Source organism: Paracoccus sp. M683, from assembly GCF_007096355.1.
Taxonomy (GTDB): domain Bacteria; phylum Pseudomonadota; class Alphaproteobacteria; order Rhodobacterales; family Rhodobacteraceae; genus Paracoccus.
In genome coordinates this window covers 19,948-35,666 of sequence record NZ_VKDF01000021.1, presented here as the reverse complement: position 1 = coordinate 35,666, position 15,719 = coordinate 19,948, and the positions used below count along the sequence as shown (strand labels likewise).

Annotated in this window: 17 protein-coding genes and 1 pseudogene; 11 read left to right on the top strand and 7 right to left on the bottom strand. The window is 60.8% G+C overall.

Annotated features, from left to right (window positions below; all coding sequences use genetic code 11):
• Positions 1-142: 142 nt before the first annotated feature.
• The 3 genes and pseudogenes from FNJ84_RS20190 to FNJ84_RS20180 all read right to left on the bottom strand — a co-directional run.
• A pseudogene (locus FNJ84_RS20190) lies at positions 143-358 on the bottom strand (transposase); the annotation flags it as partial.
• A gap of 154 nt (positions 359-512) precedes the next feature.
• Entirely contained in the window at positions 513-1,511 is a 999-nt protein-coding gene (locus FNJ84_RS20185; RefSeq protein ID WP_185968617.1) for a DGQHR domain-containing protein, read from the bottom strand.
• Between the two features lie 379 nt (positions 1,512-1,890).
• Positions 1,891-2,751, bottom strand: coding sequence for a LysR family transcriptional regulator (locus FNJ84_RS20180; protein ID WP_209058170.1), 861 nt, complete (start codon positions 2,749-2,751; stop codon positions 1,891-1,893).
• A gap of 156 nt (positions 2,752-2,907) precedes the next feature.
• Between FNJ84_RS20180 and FNJ84_RS20175 the strand changes: the two genes are divergently transcribed.
• Together FNJ84_RS20175 and FNJ84_RS20170 are read left to right on the top strand one after the other, a co-directional pair.
• Positions 2,908-3,627: a putative quinol monooxygenase gene (locus tag FNJ84_RS20175; RefSeq protein WP_115671934.1), complete on the top strand. Its 720-nt coding sequence runs from the start codon at positions 2,908-2,910 to the stop codon at positions 3,625-3,627.
• Positions 3,628-4,001: 374 nt separating this feature from the next.
• Complete coding sequence (locus tag FNJ84_RS20170; RefSeq protein WP_082379096.1) at positions 4,002-4,661, top strand: cation diffusion facilitator family transporter; 660 nt, start codon at positions 4,002-4,004, stop codon at positions 4,659-4,661.
• Here FNJ84_RS20170 and FNJ84_RS22495 read toward each other — a convergent pair.
• Genes FNJ84_RS22495 through FNJ84_RS20155 form a run of 4 tightly spaced genes read right to left on the bottom strand, consistent with a single transcriptional unit; the run spans position 4,645 to position 7,242 of the window.
• On the bottom strand, positions 4,645-5,061 hold the full coding sequence (locus FNJ84_RS22495; protein WP_255471342.1) for a cytochrome P450: 417 nt from the start codon (positions 5,059-5,061) through the stop codon (positions 4,645-4,647). The genes FNJ84_RS20170 and FNJ84_RS22495 overlap by 17 nt on opposite strands.
• Positions 5,000-5,887 carry a hypothetical protein gene (locus tag FNJ84_RS20165; RefSeq protein WP_255471341.1) on the bottom strand — a complete coding sequence of 296 codons (888 nt, stop codon included), beginning with the start codon at positions 5,885-5,887 and terminating at the stop codon, positions 5,000-5,002. The genes FNJ84_RS22495 and FNJ84_RS20165 overlap by 62 nt, the downstream gene beginning before the upstream one ends.
• A gap of 3 nt (positions 5,888-5,890) precedes the next feature.
• A complete protein-coding gene (lspA, locus tag FNJ84_RS20160) occupies positions 5,891-6,391 on the bottom strand; it encodes a signal peptidase II (RefSeq protein ID WP_009807499.1) in 501 nt (166 codons plus the stop codon).
• The gene (locus FNJ84_RS20155; protein WP_036708216.1) at positions 6,388-7,242 is read right to left on the bottom strand and encodes a cation transporter; all 855 of its coding nucleotides are present in this window, start codon (positions 7,240-7,242) and stop codon (positions 6,388-6,390) included. Before FNJ84_RS20155 ends, lspA begins: the two co-directional genes overlap by 4 nt.
• Before the next feature lie 56 nt (positions 7,243-7,298).
• On the opposite strand from FNJ84_RS20155, the gene FNJ84_RS20150 reads away from it, so the two are divergent.
• The 9 genes from FNJ84_RS20150 (at position 7,299) to trbJ (ending at position 15,714) form a co-directional block, all read left to right on the top strand.
• The gene (locus tag FNJ84_RS20150; protein WP_035746440.1) at positions 7,299-7,643 is read left to right on the top strand and encodes a helix-turn-helix transcriptional regulator; all 345 of its coding nucleotides are present in this window, start codon (positions 7,299-7,301) and stop codon (positions 7,641-7,643) included.
• Positions 7,640-7,828 carry a multicopper oxidase domain-containing protein gene (locus FNJ84_RS20145; RefSeq protein ID WP_035746442.1) on the top strand — a complete coding sequence of 63 codons (189 nt, stop codon included), beginning with the start codon at positions 7,640-7,642 and terminating at the stop codon, positions 7,826-7,828. The genes FNJ84_RS20150 and FNJ84_RS20145 overlap by 4 nt, the downstream gene beginning before the upstream one ends.
• A gap of 390 nt (positions 7,829-8,218) precedes the next feature.
• The gene (locus FNJ84_RS20140) at positions 8,219-8,491 is read left to right on the top strand and encodes a hypothetical protein (protein WP_035746443.1); all 273 of its coding nucleotides are present in this window, start codon (positions 8,219-8,221) and stop codon (positions 8,489-8,491) included.
• The gene (locus FNJ84_RS20135) at positions 8,488-10,404 is read left to right on the top strand and encodes an ATP-dependent helicase (RefSeq protein ID WP_035746445.1); all 1,917 of its coding nucleotides are present in this window, start codon (positions 8,488-8,490) and stop codon (positions 10,402-10,404) included. Before FNJ84_RS20140 ends, FNJ84_RS20135 begins: the two co-directional genes overlap by 4 nt.
• Before the next feature lie 404 nt (positions 10,405-10,808).
• A complete protein-coding gene (gene trbB, locus FNJ84_RS20130) occupies positions 10,809-11,807 on the top strand; it encodes a P-type conjugative transfer ATPase TrbB (RefSeq protein WP_035746447.1) in 999 nt (332 codons plus the stop codon).
• Entirely contained in the window at positions 11,804-12,133 is a 330-nt protein-coding gene (locus tag FNJ84_RS20125) for a TrbC/VirB2 family protein (protein WP_035746450.1), read from the top strand. The genes trbB and FNJ84_RS20125 overlap by 4 nt, the downstream gene beginning before the upstream one ends.
• Positions 12,133-12,414: a VirB3 family type IV secretion system protein gene (locus FNJ84_RS20120; RefSeq protein ID WP_035746452.1), complete on the top strand. Its 282-nt coding sequence runs from the start codon at positions 12,133-12,135 to the stop codon at positions 12,412-12,414. The genes FNJ84_RS20125 and FNJ84_RS20120 overlap by 1 nt, the downstream gene beginning before the upstream one ends.
• A gap of 10 nt (positions 12,415-12,424) precedes the next feature.
• Positions 12,425-14,935, top strand: a complete 2,511-nt coding sequence (gene trbE, locus FNJ84_RS20115; protein WP_143794970.1) for a conjugal transfer protein TrbE — start codon at positions 12,425-12,427, stop codon at positions 14,933-14,935.
• A complete protein-coding gene (gene trbJ / locus FNJ84_RS20110; protein ID WP_143794969.1) occupies positions 14,932-15,714 on the top strand; it encodes a P-type conjugative transfer protein TrbJ in 783 nt (260 codons plus the stop codon). Before trbE ends, trbJ begins: the two co-directional genes overlap by 4 nt.
• The last annotated feature ends 5 nt before the right edge of the window (positions 15,715-15,719 follow it).

Sequence of the window (15,719 nt, the reverse complement as noted above, 5' to 3'; positions counted from 1 at the left end):
CTCCGTTGTCGGTTTCAGGTCTCGCAACCCAAACCTTCTCCGAAGATCGGCGATAGCCGCCAGCGTCACCCGCGGCCGCGCGCTGCGCTACGCCGAAGGCTCCGCGCGCGGCCTCCTACACCACCACCCGGGACACTGCCGTTCTGCAACAACGCCGATAGACGGAGAACCATTTGCCGAACTCCTCGGGCAGGTCCCGCCACGGTGATCCGGTGCGGGCTATCCAGAAAATGCCATCCAGGACAAGGCGGTGGTTCACGGGCTTGCGTCCATTGGGGGCGCGTACGGCCCGGATGAAGGGCTCATGGAAGGCCCATTCCTCGTCCGACATCAAGTCCCGTGCCAAGCTGGTCTCCATCGCAGATACCAACTTGAATCACGATCAACGCGCCATGAGAATCCCTTTTGTCAACAGTACCTAGCTAGCCAAATATGCAAGCCATTTGCAGCGGGGGAGCCCACGCGACAAAGAGCTGGTGAATGGCTGGTAGAGAGAATGGTCTCAGGACCCATTACATCAAGCTCTTTGGCTTCATCGCTTCTTTGAGTAGATTCTGTATGGGAGTAGATGATTTCTGCCTAGACTTGAGAGGGGTGAGCTTCTTTCCTGCCAAGATGGATTGAAAATATTTTGAGTAAGATCTGGAAGAAAGGTCGCCACCTGAAGTGTAAGATGTCTTCTCTCTGACCTCTGGGAAAGTAGATGTTACCGCACGAAAAGTCATAGGATGGCAGATGTTAATATCGTTATCGAGCTTTAAGAAAGCGCTGATAGCTCCAGCATAGTATGAATTAAGCTCGGAGTATATTTTTTCCGCAGATGCTTCCGCGATGAATGGTGCAATTGTTTTCAATGCGGCGTTGAACGTAACGCGTGATATCTTGTCATTAGCCTTTTCGAACGCAGACATCTTGCCCAGAAGCGCGCTTCCGGGTTCGCTATCGAAAAGATCAAATATATAACCGACAACCTTTTCGGAAGCGCCTTGTGTTTTGGCAAGCTTTTTGATATCTAGAAGCAGTTCTGACGGAACGGGCTTTTGCTTTGTATTGACATCGATAAAAAGTTGAGCTTCTTCGCTTGTGTCGAGGCCATTATAGATAATTACAGGAACCCTTAAACTCGACTCTGCAAGGTGGAAGCCGTAGACACGATGCTGACCATCTATAATTAAGAAAGCGTTGCCTACCTTCTCGAAGGAAACAGTTCTATTCTTGCCGTTGTATTCGAGGCGGCAGTCTTCCTGCGCCGAGAGAATTATCGCCGTAGGAATTGTTCCTAAACCGGAGTCTATGTATGCCGCAATTTCAGCTGCACGTTTTGGATCCAGATATCTTTGGAAGCCGGCAACGCGGTCCTCTTGACGTGTCACAACAAATGAATGCTGGGCCAGAACGTCTGACGGCATGGCCAAGCTGTAAAACTTATGTCGGCCTTGAGTGATCAGAACCGCTGTATATGAGTAACGATCTGTTGCTTCGTTAGGTCGCTCTGGCGTGGCGTCGCTCATGCTTCTTGCTCCAAACATGCTTCCATCTGCTCGGATCTACATGACAGGACACTGTTTTATCAAACCTTCAAGTCACTACGTTTGCGAAATCTTTGCAGCGTTGCGTCCGCGCCCAACTTCTTCAAGGTCTGCGAGGGCCTGCTTTGTCCCGCACAGCAGACACTGCTTGGCCTCTCGCGCCGCGGCAAGTACGAACGTCCGGTCCGGGGATGCTGCAAGGCGGCGCCAGACCGGTGCTGACTGACCGCTATGGGCCGGGCGTGCCATGTCGCTCTGCCAGGATGGTCACACGGCCTGCCGCACCGCCGCATGACCGCATCGAGCCCAAAGTACCAGTTACTGCACTATGCGCGAATGTCGGCCATCAATGATACTACGCCTACACACGCGCAATCTCACGGATCAGATCATTTGTCTCTGGCCTCGTCGTTTGGTGCCGATAACGAAGAGCAGAAACAGTTCGCGAAATTTCAAGGCCGTCGATGGGTATCGAAACGAGGCCGCTGTCTGCTGGAATTGCCGTGGTTGGCAAAATCACCGCGCCTAATCCCTGCCGCGCGAGTTCGACTAACCAATCCACGCGATTTGACCGATAGGCCGCGTAGAGTTCGTGACCTTGGTCTGCACATGCCCCATGCAACGCATCCCGCATTTCGCAATTGGGTCGATCGAGCATGTCAGTTTCAGCGAGTGTCGAAAGAGAAATAGCGTCTCGTTCAGACAACGGGTGCGACTTGGACACCACAACCTTGTAGGACTCGTCATAGAGCTGGTCTATTCGATAGAGGTCTTCACTGACCGTCGTCGCTGTGACAACGACGTCAAATTCACCCTCTCGCAATCCGGCCAGAAGCTTGGAGGCAGACGCCACGATCAACTCTATTTCGGCTTGCGGCAATCGTGTACGGAAGCGTTCCACGGCGGCTGAAATCCGGTTGTGACCAATCGTTTCGCCAACACCGACAGAAATAGGAACCCGCGCTAGTCGCGTGTGGCGGACGGCTTCTGCCTTAGCTGCCTGCGTTTCGTCATGCGCTTTCTGTAGCCTTGGCTGCATGAGTTTTCCAAGTGCCGTCAACCTGCATCCCGCGCGGTCCCTGACAAACAGATCACCCCCGAGCTCGTGTTCAAGCTTCTTGATCGCGGTCGTCAGGGACGGTTGGGAAACATTTGAGGCGCTAGCGGCATGGGTGAAGTTGCGATGCTGGCAGACAGCCAAAAAATACCTGATCTGGTTCATCTCCACTGCCACAGTCTCCGTCACTTTCCGCCATGAGGTTCACCATAGCACATGTCTATCAAAGAATAGAAGTTCGGGATTGGTGCCTGAGGCATTCGGCATGGGAAAAGGGTGCATCGAAACCAGACACAACAACCTCTCAATCAGGAGGCGACCATGAAAGCCCAAATTCTCAAGACACTCGCCGCTTTGGCCTTGATCACGACATCTGCAGCCGCACAGGAAACCCCAATGGAAAATCACACTGCCAGCTACATCGCCATGCCCGCTGCTGAAGGCCAGACCGAAGCATTCGCCGAATTTCTGGCCGGAGCCGCCCCGATTGTCGCGGACACCGAACCAGGCACCGTGCTTTGGTTTGCCTTGCAAGCCGAAGATACGCTCGCGATCTTTGATATCTTCGTGGATGAAGAAGCGCGCAATGCGCATTTCTCCGGCGCCGTGGCCGCGGCTTTGAACCAAAATGCCGACGCGCTGGTCGCCGGAGGCTGGGACGATGGTGTTGTCGCGAACATCAACAATTCCGATGTCTTGTCGATGAGGGAACCGGTTGATCTCTACTCGGCCACGACAGCCACGTACATCACGCTCGAAGCAGCACCCGGCAAAGGGCCGGAATTGGCAGCCTTGCTGACCGCAGCTGGTCCCATCGTCGAAGAAACCGAACCCGGCACATTGTTCTGGGCGGCGCTGCAGATTGACGAAACATCCTTCGCAATCTTCGACATCTTCACAAACAATGCTGGCCGTGAAGCACACTTTGCCGGTCAAGTCGCCGGGCTGCTGAACGAACGGGCAGCGGAGTTGGTCGCTGGCGGGTGGGACGACGGTGTGGTCGCTAACGTCCACAACTTCGACATCCTCGCCATCAAGTAACGCGATGTGACAGGAACAAGAGGCGCCTGGTGCAACGCATCAGGCGCTTTGCCGAACGAATTTAGATCACCGTGAAGCGGTCGTTCGAGTAACTGCAGCGAATTAGCGCTTTGTTCGCATTGCTGACCTCAGACACTAAAGAAATCGAGCACCCGCAGCGAATGGCCGGTCTGGAGAAGCTGCAACGCGGCGCTCGGCGTCGGGATGAAGGTCCGCTTTGGGCCGATCGCGACGGGCAAGCACATGCTGAAACGGCGAACTCACCCGACATCAACGCGGTCAATTGGGCTCAAACCGGTCATTCGCCGCACCCCGCGCGAACGGCCGCAGTCAGCTTAGCGTAGGATTCCACACTCTCCCGCAAACGACCCCTTATGAGTAGTCAGAAAGATAACCGGCAGGCCAATCTGACGCGCGGCATCCGCGTCGAGATCGCCAGCCTCGTCTACAACATCATCGAGGTCGTCGTATCCGTCACCGTGGGACTTCTGACCGGCAGCGCGGCACTGGTAAGCTGGGGTCTCGACAGCACGGTCGAAGCCACCTCAGCCGCGACGCTGATCTGGCGCTTGAAGGGGGAGAAGGACGGTGCCGGCAAGCGCACGGTCCTGCACCGCAAGAAGGTCGCGCTCTACGTGGTTGCCTGTGCCTTCTGGATCGTCGTCGCGGCGATCCTCTACGAGGCGGTCTCCGCCTTCATTTCGCAGAAGGCGCCGGGCTTCAACTGGTGGGGTATCGCGATTCTGGGTGCTTCGCTCGTGGTCAACCCGTTCCTCGCCTGGGGCAAGTATCGCTATGGCAAACGGCTCGATGCGCCCGCCCTGAAGTACGATGCCAAGGACACCATGATCTGCCAGTATCAGACAATCGTGGTGTTGGCCGGGATCGGTCTGACGCAATGGATGGGCTGGTGGTGGGCCGACCCGGTCGCGGCGCTTCTGATCGTGCCCTACGTTGCGTGGGAAGCGTTTGAGGCCACCAAGGATGCGCGGTCGGTCGAGCCGGAGGAGGCCGACGCTACTGCCGACGCCTGACGTTGCGCATGATGAACCGGGATTTAGGCATGGGCGGCAGTTCTTCGGTTTCCAGATCCAGATCCTGATCTGGCACTTCGTAGTCGATGGCGTTCACGAAGAAACTGCAAAACGCCTTCATCTGGCTGATCGCGATCCACTCGCCCGGACAACGGTGGTTCCTGTGGTGATCACCACCGCCCTGCGGAATGAAGTCGTAGGGGGTGACCTCCCGATCGTGAAACCGCTCGGGCCGGAACTCTTGCGGCGCGTCCCACGAGCGAGCGTCGGTATTTGTGCCGTAGAGGTCGAGCAGAACCCTGTACCCTTTGGAAAAGCGATATCCGCGCCACTCGAAATCACTCTTCACCCGTGCCGCGACCGCGGGAAAGAACGGATACAGACGGCGGACCTCTTGCACGAAAGGTTCGAGCTGTCCCTCGTCGTCCTTCAGCTTTTGCCGCCACTCGGGATGCCGATGCAGGGCATGCGCCGCCTGGGCGATGAACGCAGAGACGGCGACGATCGGGCGTACTACGTTCAGAAGCTCCACGGCGGCAACCTTGGAGCAGCTCCCCATTCAGATCGCGCCACGTCGCGACGACATGGGCGGCGCTTTCCTGTCCTGTCTGAAGGCTTCCGTCGCGCAGCCGTTCAATAATCCCGGCTGTCCAACGCTCTGCGCGATGCCGCGCCAGACGCGCACCCCAGTGCTTCCAGCCGACCGCCCCGGCGTCTTGGAAGAGCGCCGTCATCTGCGCCGTCCGCGTCTCGACCTCCGCTTCGGGAAGCGGCACGCCCGACCAGGCGCAGGCAGCTCTGGTGAGGATTTCGCGCACTTCGTCGTAGAGAACGACCTTCTCCGCCGCTTGCCAGTCCCGTGCGTAGCGGTCCAACAGGTCCCGCGTCGTGTTTTCGAGAGCTTCGATCCGCTCCGACGCCATGAGTGACATAAACATCCGCTTCCGATGACGGTGGGCCTCGCCATCGAGCCCCTGGATGCCCTTTTCGCCGAGCAGGGTTCTCTGGATACGCTTCGGCATCGAGCCTGCGCGCACGAGCCCATCCTCGGAATAGAAGACCTCCGCAGCTGCGGCACCAGTCATGCAGATCGTCTTTTGAAAGAGGATGCGGGTCTCGAACAGGTCGCCCTCAAGATCGCGGCATGTGTCCGGAATGAACTCATATGGGTTGCGCAGCAGGGCAAGCGTGCTGTCGATGCCCTTTGCGGATGGAATGCTGGACATCGATTATTTCCCCGTAACGTTTTCTTCTCGGTGGTTACGTTCGGGCTTGTTCTGCGCCGAGCGGAAGCTGTCCCAGAACAGCAGGGCCGCACCGCAGAAAATCGCCACATCCGCAAGATTGAAGGACGGCCAGTGGTATGTTCCGTAATGGAAATCCAGAAAATCCGGGACGGCCTGATAACGCAGCCGGTCGAGGACATTGCCGAGCGCGCCGCCGATGATCAGACCGAGAGCGGCAGCCGTCAGCCTGTCCGGCGCGCGCCACAACCAGATCAGCAGCCATGCCACGATCACGCCAGCAAGCGCGATGAGACCCCACCAAGGCACGATCCCGCCCAGCATACCGAAGCTGACTCCATCGTTCAGAACCCGCACGAGATTGAGAAAGGGTAGAACCTCGACGCCGCGCTCAAGCGCCGGTGTGTTCAGCGCAAGCGCCTTGGTACCCTGATCGAGGCCGAACGCCGCGATCGCGCAGAGCCCGCCCAGAACGCGGCTGTTCATGCCGCTGCCTTCAGATCGGCCCGCGCATCGCGGATGATTGCCCAAGACGAGTGCAGGAACAGTCCGGCGATGCCGAAGGCGACGATGAGGTCCGGCCAGGCGCTGCCCAGCCACGCCACGAGACCGGCGGCAACGACAACCGCCGCATTGCCGATGGCGTCGTTGCGCGAGAATAGCCAGACGGCCCGCATGTTCGCGTCGCCCTTGCGGAACCGCAGCAGCGGCAGAACGGAGATGACGTTGACGACAAGGGCGATCATGCCAAGCAGGCCCATTAGACCTGCATCCGGCGTCGTCCGTTCGAAGACTCGCACGATGGTCGTGCCGAGGACGCCAAGGCCGAGCAGGCCGAGGAAGATGCCTTGGATCAAGGCCGACCGTGCCCGCCAGGCGAGGCTCCAGCCGATGGCCAGCAGGCCAAGGAAGGTGATCGCGCCGTCGCCGATGAAATCGAGCGCATCGGCCTTCACGGCCTGCGATCCGGAAATGAAACCGCCGATCATTTCGAGGACCCCGTATCCCACGTTCAGGATCACGACGATCCAGAGGGCACGGCGGTAGGCCGGGTCCTGATGGGCGGGATTCGGCGGAATGTCTTCATCGCCCTCGATCCGGTCGAAGCCATAGCCTGTCACCGCGACTGCCTTTTCGATGTCCGGCAGGCGCACTTCGGGTGCAGTCAGTGTCATGATGTGCGTCGCGGCCGACACTTTCACATCGCCGGGCGCGACCCCGGCTGCCTGTGCCGCCCGCTCGATCTGCGCGGCATCCTTGGCGCAATCCATACCGGAAACCCGGTAACGGACGGGCGGGACATCTGCCGTCGATCCGGCATTTTCGGTGTTGGCCATGGTCGCGCTATTCCTGCTAGGATGAATCGAAGAACAACATATCAGCGAGGAGTGATATGGCGCAATTGGTCGATGACCGCAAGAGCGCAACCATCGAGCGACGGGCGAAGCTGTTCCGCGGCTTCGCGGACCCGAGCCGCCTGGCCATCCTCGGTGCACTTTGCAACGAGCCATTGGCCGTTCACGAGATCGTCGAGCGGACCGAACTATCGCAACCCAACGTCTCCAACCATCTGAGGTGCCTGCTGGACTGCGGGCTTGTCGCCAGCGACCGCGAAGGGCGCTTCATCCGTTACCGTATCAGCAACCCGCGCATCACGGTCCTTCTGAACGATGTGGACGCACTTCTCGACGTGGTCGCAAAGGGTGTTGAGGCGTGTGACAATTATCGTGAGGCGTGAGTCAGAACGGACGGCCGGTCGACTCGGCGCAGATCGGTTGGAAAGATGTTGTCCGTGTGCAGGGTCCGACCGGAATCCTGCTGAGGTTCGACAAGCTGGCTTCGGAAGAGACACCATTCATGTATCACTGCCACATCCTCGAACACGAGGATGCGGGCATGATGGGGCAGTTTACGGTCACATAACAGGACCCCACCCGCTCGACACCGGGCGTCGTCAAGAGCTTACGTCTTCTTGCGGCGTTCTATCAGGTGCCGGTGTCGCCTTGTTGAAACGCATTACGGAGTATGTCTAGACCCGAACGGAGAACACCTCGCTAAGCTGCGGGTCCGCCGAAGCGGCCGTCCAGTCGCTCGGCAGCATTCGTCAAAAAGGGCTCGCTACCGACCTTCGCCGCGCCAAGCATGAACGGCAGCTCGGTATAATCCGCAAGGTTGTTGACCGAAGGCACACGGTAGATATTTGCGGTACTTGCAAGAGCGCTCGGTTATCCTTGGCTTGCCGTCGTCGATGGAGATGCCGCCGGGCTCGGCTACATCGCCAGGATCACCGCACGAAAGTTTTCCGCCGAGGAAATGGCTCGCCGCACCTTCTCGTTGCCGGCCGGTTATCTCGAACAGCAGCTCATAGCAGATGGACTGCAAAACGAACTGAAAGCAATTCTTGTCTCTTTTGGAAACGTAGGAGCAGCGGATTTTGACGATGCGACATTGATTGCGGCACTCGAGAACGACAAGAGCGGCTACGCAGCCGTCCTCGCAAAACAGTGCGCCGAGAACCCGGCGCTGGCGCAGCGCATGCCTGCATCATTCCGCAATGCAATCTTGGCATTGAGAGGCCTAACATGACCGATACCGCCCTCAACGTGGCATTGTCAGAACTGACCGAAGCACAAAGTATCGCTGTCGCTTGGCGCGATGGCCCGATGTTCGTTCTCGCCGGCCCCGGCTCCGGCAAGACCCGCGTCCTGACGACGCGGGTGGCCAAGCTGCTTGCCGATACGCCCGATCGTTCGTTCCGCGTGCTGGCTCTGACCTTCACCAACAAGGCGGCTGACGAAATGTCCGCGCGCGTCACTGCATTGGTACCTGAACAGGAACGGCGCGCTCTGATCGGGACCTTTCACTCCTTCTGCATGCAGATGCTGCAGCAGCACGGCTCCCACATTGGCATCAACCCTGATTTTGCAATCTACTCGCTCGACGTCGATCGCCAGGAAATTTTGCGCGACGCGATCAAACAGGCGGGCCTGAGCCAAAACGACGTTCGGCTTCTGTCTACCATTGACAAGCTTAAGTCGCAGCTTATCCAACCGACAGGCTCGGCCCGATACTTTCGTGATCCGTCCGATGGCGCACGGGTGGAGCAGGTATACACCGCATACGAGGCGGCGCTCACCCAAGCCAATGCCCTAGATTTTGGTTCGCTCATCGCCCAGGCCTATCGCCTTGTCACAGACTTCCCCGGCATCGCCGGACGCTATCGCAAGACCTATGCCTACTGGATGTTCGACGAGTTTCAGGACACTACCGATGGGCAGTACCGACTAATCCGCGCGCTCGCCGGCAAGGATTTCAGGAATGTCTTCGCCGTCGCCGACGATGACCAGATCATCTACCAGTGGAACGGCGCGAGCTACCAACAGATCCAGCGGTTCCGAGCCGACTTTTCCCCGCAGGAACTGCAGCTTCCCACAAACTACCGTTGTCCGCCCGCAATTGTTGCCGCCGCGAACCATCTTGTGGTCCATAATCTGCAACGCACGGCCGCCAAGCAGCCGCTGGAGGCGGGCAAGACCTCGCTGAAATATCGCGATGAACAGCACATCCGCGTCCTACGCTATTCCACCGACGAGGTGGAAGCCGCGTCGATTGCGGAAGGCATCGCCAAAATCGACCGCGCTCGATGGGGTGAAGTCGCGGTACTGGCCCGTACGCGCTACATGCTAGAAAAGCTTCAATCCGCGCTGACGCAGAAGCAGGTCAGTGCGGTCATTTCTCAGCGCCGCGATGATTTCCGATCACCTCAGTTCCTGTGGCTCACTGCCGTACTTCGCCAAGCGCTGCGCCCGCTTGATCGGCGTGCGCTGGAAACCCTGACCGGCGCTTTCAATCGTTGGTTTGGCACTGACGCCCGTGTCGATCTCATCATCACCGCCACCGAATTGACGGAACGCTCCCTGCTCGATGAATGGGCGGTAGCGGTCAAAGCCGGACTGGGTGATGATGTCAATGGCAACGCTCTCGTCGATGTAGCTGCAACCTTCGCAAAGGAGCCCGCGCGGTTCAGGCAGTTTGTTGACGCAGTCCTCGCCATGATCCCGGCGCAGGACGATGAAGCCAGTGACATTGCAGAAGACCGGGCGGCTTGGTCCGATCTTGTGAGAAGTATCGGCAAAACCATCGGCCGCGATGCGCCACTTGAACAGTTTCTCCAGGAACTGGCCATCCGCTCAAAGGAAGCCCCAGTCGGCAGCAATACCGTGACCCTTATGACGATCCACGGCGCCAAGGGGAAGGAGTTCGATCATGTTTATGTGGTCGGACTGGCGGAGGACATCTTGCCGAGCTTTCAAAGCCTGAAGGCGGGCGAGAACAGCGCTGAAATGGAAGAGGAGCGGCGCAACTGCTTCGTGGCTATCACGCGTGCGCGAGAGTGGCTCTGCCTCTCCTATGCAGACAACTATCGGGGATGGAACAAGCAACCGTCACGTTTTCTACGCGAGATGGGTTTCGTGTTGCCCGATCAACCAGCGCAATGAAGCTCTGATCAGTCCAGCACCAAGTGGTTGGCCTGCTGGACACTGATGACGAACCCACGAATGTCCGCCCCCGTCATTGCACCACGCCTCCGGCGCAGAAGCAGCGAAAGCCCGCCTTTTCGCCCCTGCTGGTCGAGCTTGCTGCAGTGCAGCCGATTACCGCGCCTCAGCAGCGAACGGCAACTTGGTCCGCAAGGTCGCAATGTTCATCGAATCAGCCGGCTTGTGTTGAGCGACTCCCCCGCGCCGCGCCGCCTTGGCCCTGAGTAGCATCACCGCCATTCTCCTGTATTTGCACGCCACACTACTACGACGGTCGAAACTTGTTGAAACGGCCGCTTTGGGGTCTCTTTTAGTCATCCCCATCCGGGGAACTCTCGCCTCCCCGGTGGAACGGGGACGAGATGGCAGGCATCAACCACAATCAGGCAACGGTGGACCGCGGCGCGCGCATGCTCCGAACGGCGCTCGGGCCTGCCATCTCAGCCCTGCTGCAAGACCCGTCGGTCGTCGAGGTCATGCTGAACCCCGATGGCCGGATCTGGGTGGACCGGCTGTCCGAGGGACTGGCCGATACGGGCGAGATACTGTCGGCTGCCGATGGTGAGCGCATCGTGCGGCTGGTCGCCCACCATGTCGGTGTGGAAGTGCATGCCCGCAGCCCCCGCGTCTCGGCCGAACTGCCGGAGACCGGCGAGCGCTTCGAGGGCCTGCTGCCGCCGGTCGTCGCCGCACCCGCCTTCGCCATCCGCAAGCCCGCCGTCACGGTCTTCACACTCGACGACTACGTGGCGGCCGGCATCATGTCCGCCGGTCAAGCGGAAACGCTCCGCGCCGCCGTCCAGTCGCGTGCGAACATCCTCGTCGCCGGTGGCACGTCCACCGGCAAGACCACGCTGACCAATGCGCTGCTGGCCGAGGTGGCCAAGACGCAGGATCGCGTCGTCATCATCGAGGACACCCGCGAGCTGCAATGCGCGGCACCCAACCTTGTCGCCATGCGGACCAAGGATGGCGTTGCCACTCTGTCCGATCTGGTCCGTTCCTCGCTGCGGCTGCGTCCCGACCGTATTCCGATCGGTGAGGTGCGTGGCGCCGAGGCGCTCGATCTCCTCAAAGCCTGGGGCACCGGGCACCCCGGAGGGATCGGCACCATCCATGCCGGTTCCGGCATCGGCGCGCTTCGCCGCCTCGAACAATTGATCCAGGAAGCCGTCGTCACCGTCCCGCGCGCCATGATCGCCGAAACCATCGACCTCGTGGCCGTCCTTGCCGGTCGCGGTTCCGCACGGCGGCTTGTCGAACTCGCCCGCGTCGATGGTCTCGGTCCCGACGGCGACTACCGGATTTTCCCCGCCTTTTCAGAACCCGGCACCACTCGCAACACTGGAGAACCTGCATGATCCGTCGCGCCTTCCGCATCCGTCACCATATCGCAACCGCCGCCGCCTTCGCCTGGGTGAGCCTGATGACATCCCCGGCCTTTGCCTCCGGCTCTTCGATGCCCTGGGAAGCGCCGTTGCAATCCATCCTCGAATCCGTCGAAGGGCCGGTGGCGAAAATCGTGGCGGTGATTATCATCATCGTCACAGGCCTGACGTTGGCTTTCGGCGACACCGGCGGCGGCTTCAGGCGACTGATCCAGATCGTCTTCGGCATCTCCATCGCCTTCGCCGCCAGCTCCTTCTTCCTCTCGTTCTTCAGCTTCGGCGGCGGAGCGCTGGTCTGATGGCCGTGAGTTTCGAGGCGCTCGACGCGGTGCCGGGCTTCGCTGTCCCGGTCCACCGCGCCCTGACCGAGCCGATCCTGCTCGGTGGGGCGCCGCGATCCGTCGCGATCCTGAACGGCACGCTGGCCGGGGCAGTCGGCCTCGGCCTCCAGCTCTGGCTCGCCGGCATCCTGATCTGGGCGGTCGGTCACATCGCCGCCGTCTGGGCCGCCAAGCGCGATCCGCTCTTCGTCGAGGTCGCGCGCCGCCATCTGCGCATCCCCGGCCATCTCTCGGTGTGAGGTTTGATCCATGATGAATCTCGCAGAATACCGCCGCACCGCTTCCCGCCTGGCCGATTATCTGCCCTGGGTGGCGCTGGTCGGGGAGGGAGTTGTCCTCAACAAGGATGGCTCGTTTCAGCGGACGGCGAAGTTTCGTGGCCCCGATCTGGATTCCGCCGTCGCGGCCGAACTGGTTGCGGTCGCGGGACGGCTGAACAACGCCTTCCGCCGTCTCGGCTCTGGCTGGGCCATTTTCGTGGAAGCACAGCGTTCGGAGGCCGCAACCTATCCTGCGGACCGCTTCCCCGATCCCGCCTCGGCATTGGTCGATGCCGAGCGCAAGGCCGATTTCGAGGAAGAGGGCAGCCATTTCGTCTCCGGTTACTTCCTGACCTTCCTCTGGCTCCCGCCCGCCGAAGATGCCGCACGATCGGAGTCCTGGCTTTACGAGGGCCGCGAGACCTCGGGCGTGAACCCGTGGGAGCTGGTGCGCGGCTTCATCGACCGCACCGACCGCGTGCTGGCGCTGCTCGACGGCTTCATGCCGGAATGTAGCTGGCTCGATGACGCCGGCACGCTGACCTACCTCCATTCCACCATCTCGACCAATCGGCATCGCGTCCGCGTGCCGGAAGTGCCGATGTATCTCGACGCTCTGCTGGCCGATCAGCCGCTGACCGGCGGGCTGGAGCCGCGCCTGGGCTTGTCGCATCTCCGGGTGCTGACGATCACCGGCTTTCCCGGCACGACCACCCCCGGCCTCCTCGACGAGATGAACCGGCTGGCCTTTCCCTACCGATGGTCCACCCGCGCCATCCTCATGGACAAGACCGACGCGACCCGGCTGCTGACCAAAATCCGCCGGCAATGGTTCGCCAAGCGCAAGAGCATCGCGGCGATCATCAAGGAGGTGATGACCAACGAGCAATCCGCGCTCGTGGACACCGATGCCGCGAACAAGGCCGCCGACGCGGATATGGCGTTGCAGGAACTCGGCGCCGACATGGCCGGCATGGCCTATGTCACGGCGACCGTCACCGTCTGGGGCGAGGACGCCCGCCGCGCCGACGAAAAGCTGCGGCTGGTCGAGAAGATCATCCAGTCCCGCGATTTCAGCGTCATGGTCGAGACGGTCAATGCCGTCGACGCCTGGCTCGGCAGCCTGCCTGGACATGCCTATGCCAATGTCCGCCAGCCCCCGGTCTCGACGCTCAACCTTGCCCACATGGTCCCTTCGTCCGCCGTGTGGGCGGGGCCGGAACGGGACGATCACTTTGGCGCACCCCCGCTGCTTTACGGCAGGACCGAAGGATCGACCCCGTTCCGGCTGTCCCTTCATGTCGGCGACGTGGGCCATACACTCGTCGTCGGACCGACCGGCGCCGGCAAGTCGGTGCTGCTGGCGCTGATGGCCTTACAGTTCCGCCGCTACGCGCGCTCACAGGTCTTCGCCTTCGATTTCGGCGGCTCCATCCGTGCCTCCGCACTCGCTATGCAGGGTGATTGGCATGATCTCGGCGGCGAACTGACCGACGCTTCCGAAACGTCTGTTTCGCTGCAACCGCTGGCCCGCATCCACGAGACTGCCGATCGGGCCTGGGCTGCCGATTGGATCGTGGCAATCCTGATGCGCGAGAATATCCAGATCACGCCCGAGGTGAAGGAGCATCTCTGGACGGCGCTGACCTCGCTGGCGTCCGCTCCGGTCGGAGAGCGCACCATCACCGGCCTCGCCGTGCTGCTGCAATCCAATGACCTGAAACAGGCGCTGCGCTCTTATTGTGTCGGTGGTCCCTATGGACGCCTTCTCGATGCCGAGACCGAGCATCTTGGCTCTGCCGACGTGCAGGCGTTCGAGATCGAGGGTCTGGTCGGCACCGGCGCAGCGCCGGCGGTTCTGTCCTACCTGTTCCATCGCATCGGTGACAGGTTGGACGGGCGGCCCACGCTGCTGATTATCGACGAGGGCTGGCTGGCGCTCGATGACGAAGGGTTTGCAGACCAGCTCAGGGAGTGGCTCAAGACCCTGCGCAAGAAGAACGCCAGTGTCATCTTCGCCACGCAGTCGCTGTCCGACATTGATAATTCCGCCATCGCGCCGGCGATCATCGAAAGCTGCCCGACGCGGCTCCTCTTGCCGAACGAGCGCGCCATCGAGCCGCAGATCACGGCGATCTATCGCCGCTTCGGCCTCAACGACAGGCAGATCGAAATCCTCGCGCGGGCCACGCCCAAGCGGGACTACTACTGCCAGTCGCGGCGCGGCAACCGCTTGTTCGACCTTGGCTTGTCGGAAGTCGGATTGGCGCTCTGCGCCGCATCGGCCAAATCCGATCAGACGCTGATAAACGAGATCCTTGCCGAACATGGCCGCGACGGGTTCCTCTCCGCCTGGCTTCACGCACGCGGCGTCGAATGGGCCGCCGATCTCATCCCTGACCTCACCAATCTCGTAACCGAAAACGAAATCCCGCCGCCGACAGTCGCTGACGTCGGCGAAATCGAACTCATCCTGGATGAAGAGGAGATTACACCATGACGCGCGCAATTCCCCGGTTCACCCGAATGGTCAGCACTTCGGCGCTTGCCCTGGCGCTTGCCGCACCGCTGGCGCTGGCCCCGGTGTTCACGACGCCGGCCCACGCCTTCTTTGGCGGGTTCGGCAGGATCGTCTACGACCCGACCAACCATGCCGAGAACCTGCTGACCGCCGCCCGCACGCTGGAGCAGATCAACAACCAGATCACCTCGCTCCAGAACGAGGCGCAGATGCTGATCAACCAGGCCCGCAACCTTGCGAGCCTGCCCTACAGTTCGCTTCAGGCGCTTCAGCAGAACGTCCAGCGCACCCAGCAGCTTCTCGGACAGGCCCAGAATATCGCCTTCGACGTGCAGAACATCGACCAGATGTTCCAGCAGGATTACGGCAATCTCTCTCTCGCAACCACCGACCAGCAGCTCATCGCCGATGCCCGGTCCCGCTGGGAGAATACCGTTGGGGGTCTTCAGGACGCCATGCGGGTGCAGGCCGGTGTCGTCGGTAACATCGACACTAACCGGGCTGAGATGTCCGCGCTCGTCGGCGAAAGCCAGGGCGCGACCGGCGCGCTTCAGGCCACTCAGGCCGGCAACCAGCTTCTCGCCCTCCAGTCGCAGCAGCTTTCCGACCTGATCGCGGTCATCTCGGCCAATGGCCGGGCCGAGGCCCTCACGGAGGCCGAACGCGCGACCGCCGCCGAGCAGGGCCGCATCCAGCGCGAGCGGTTCCTCAACCCGGGTTCGGGCTACCAGCCCGGCAACGCGCAGATGTTCAACTGAGCCGG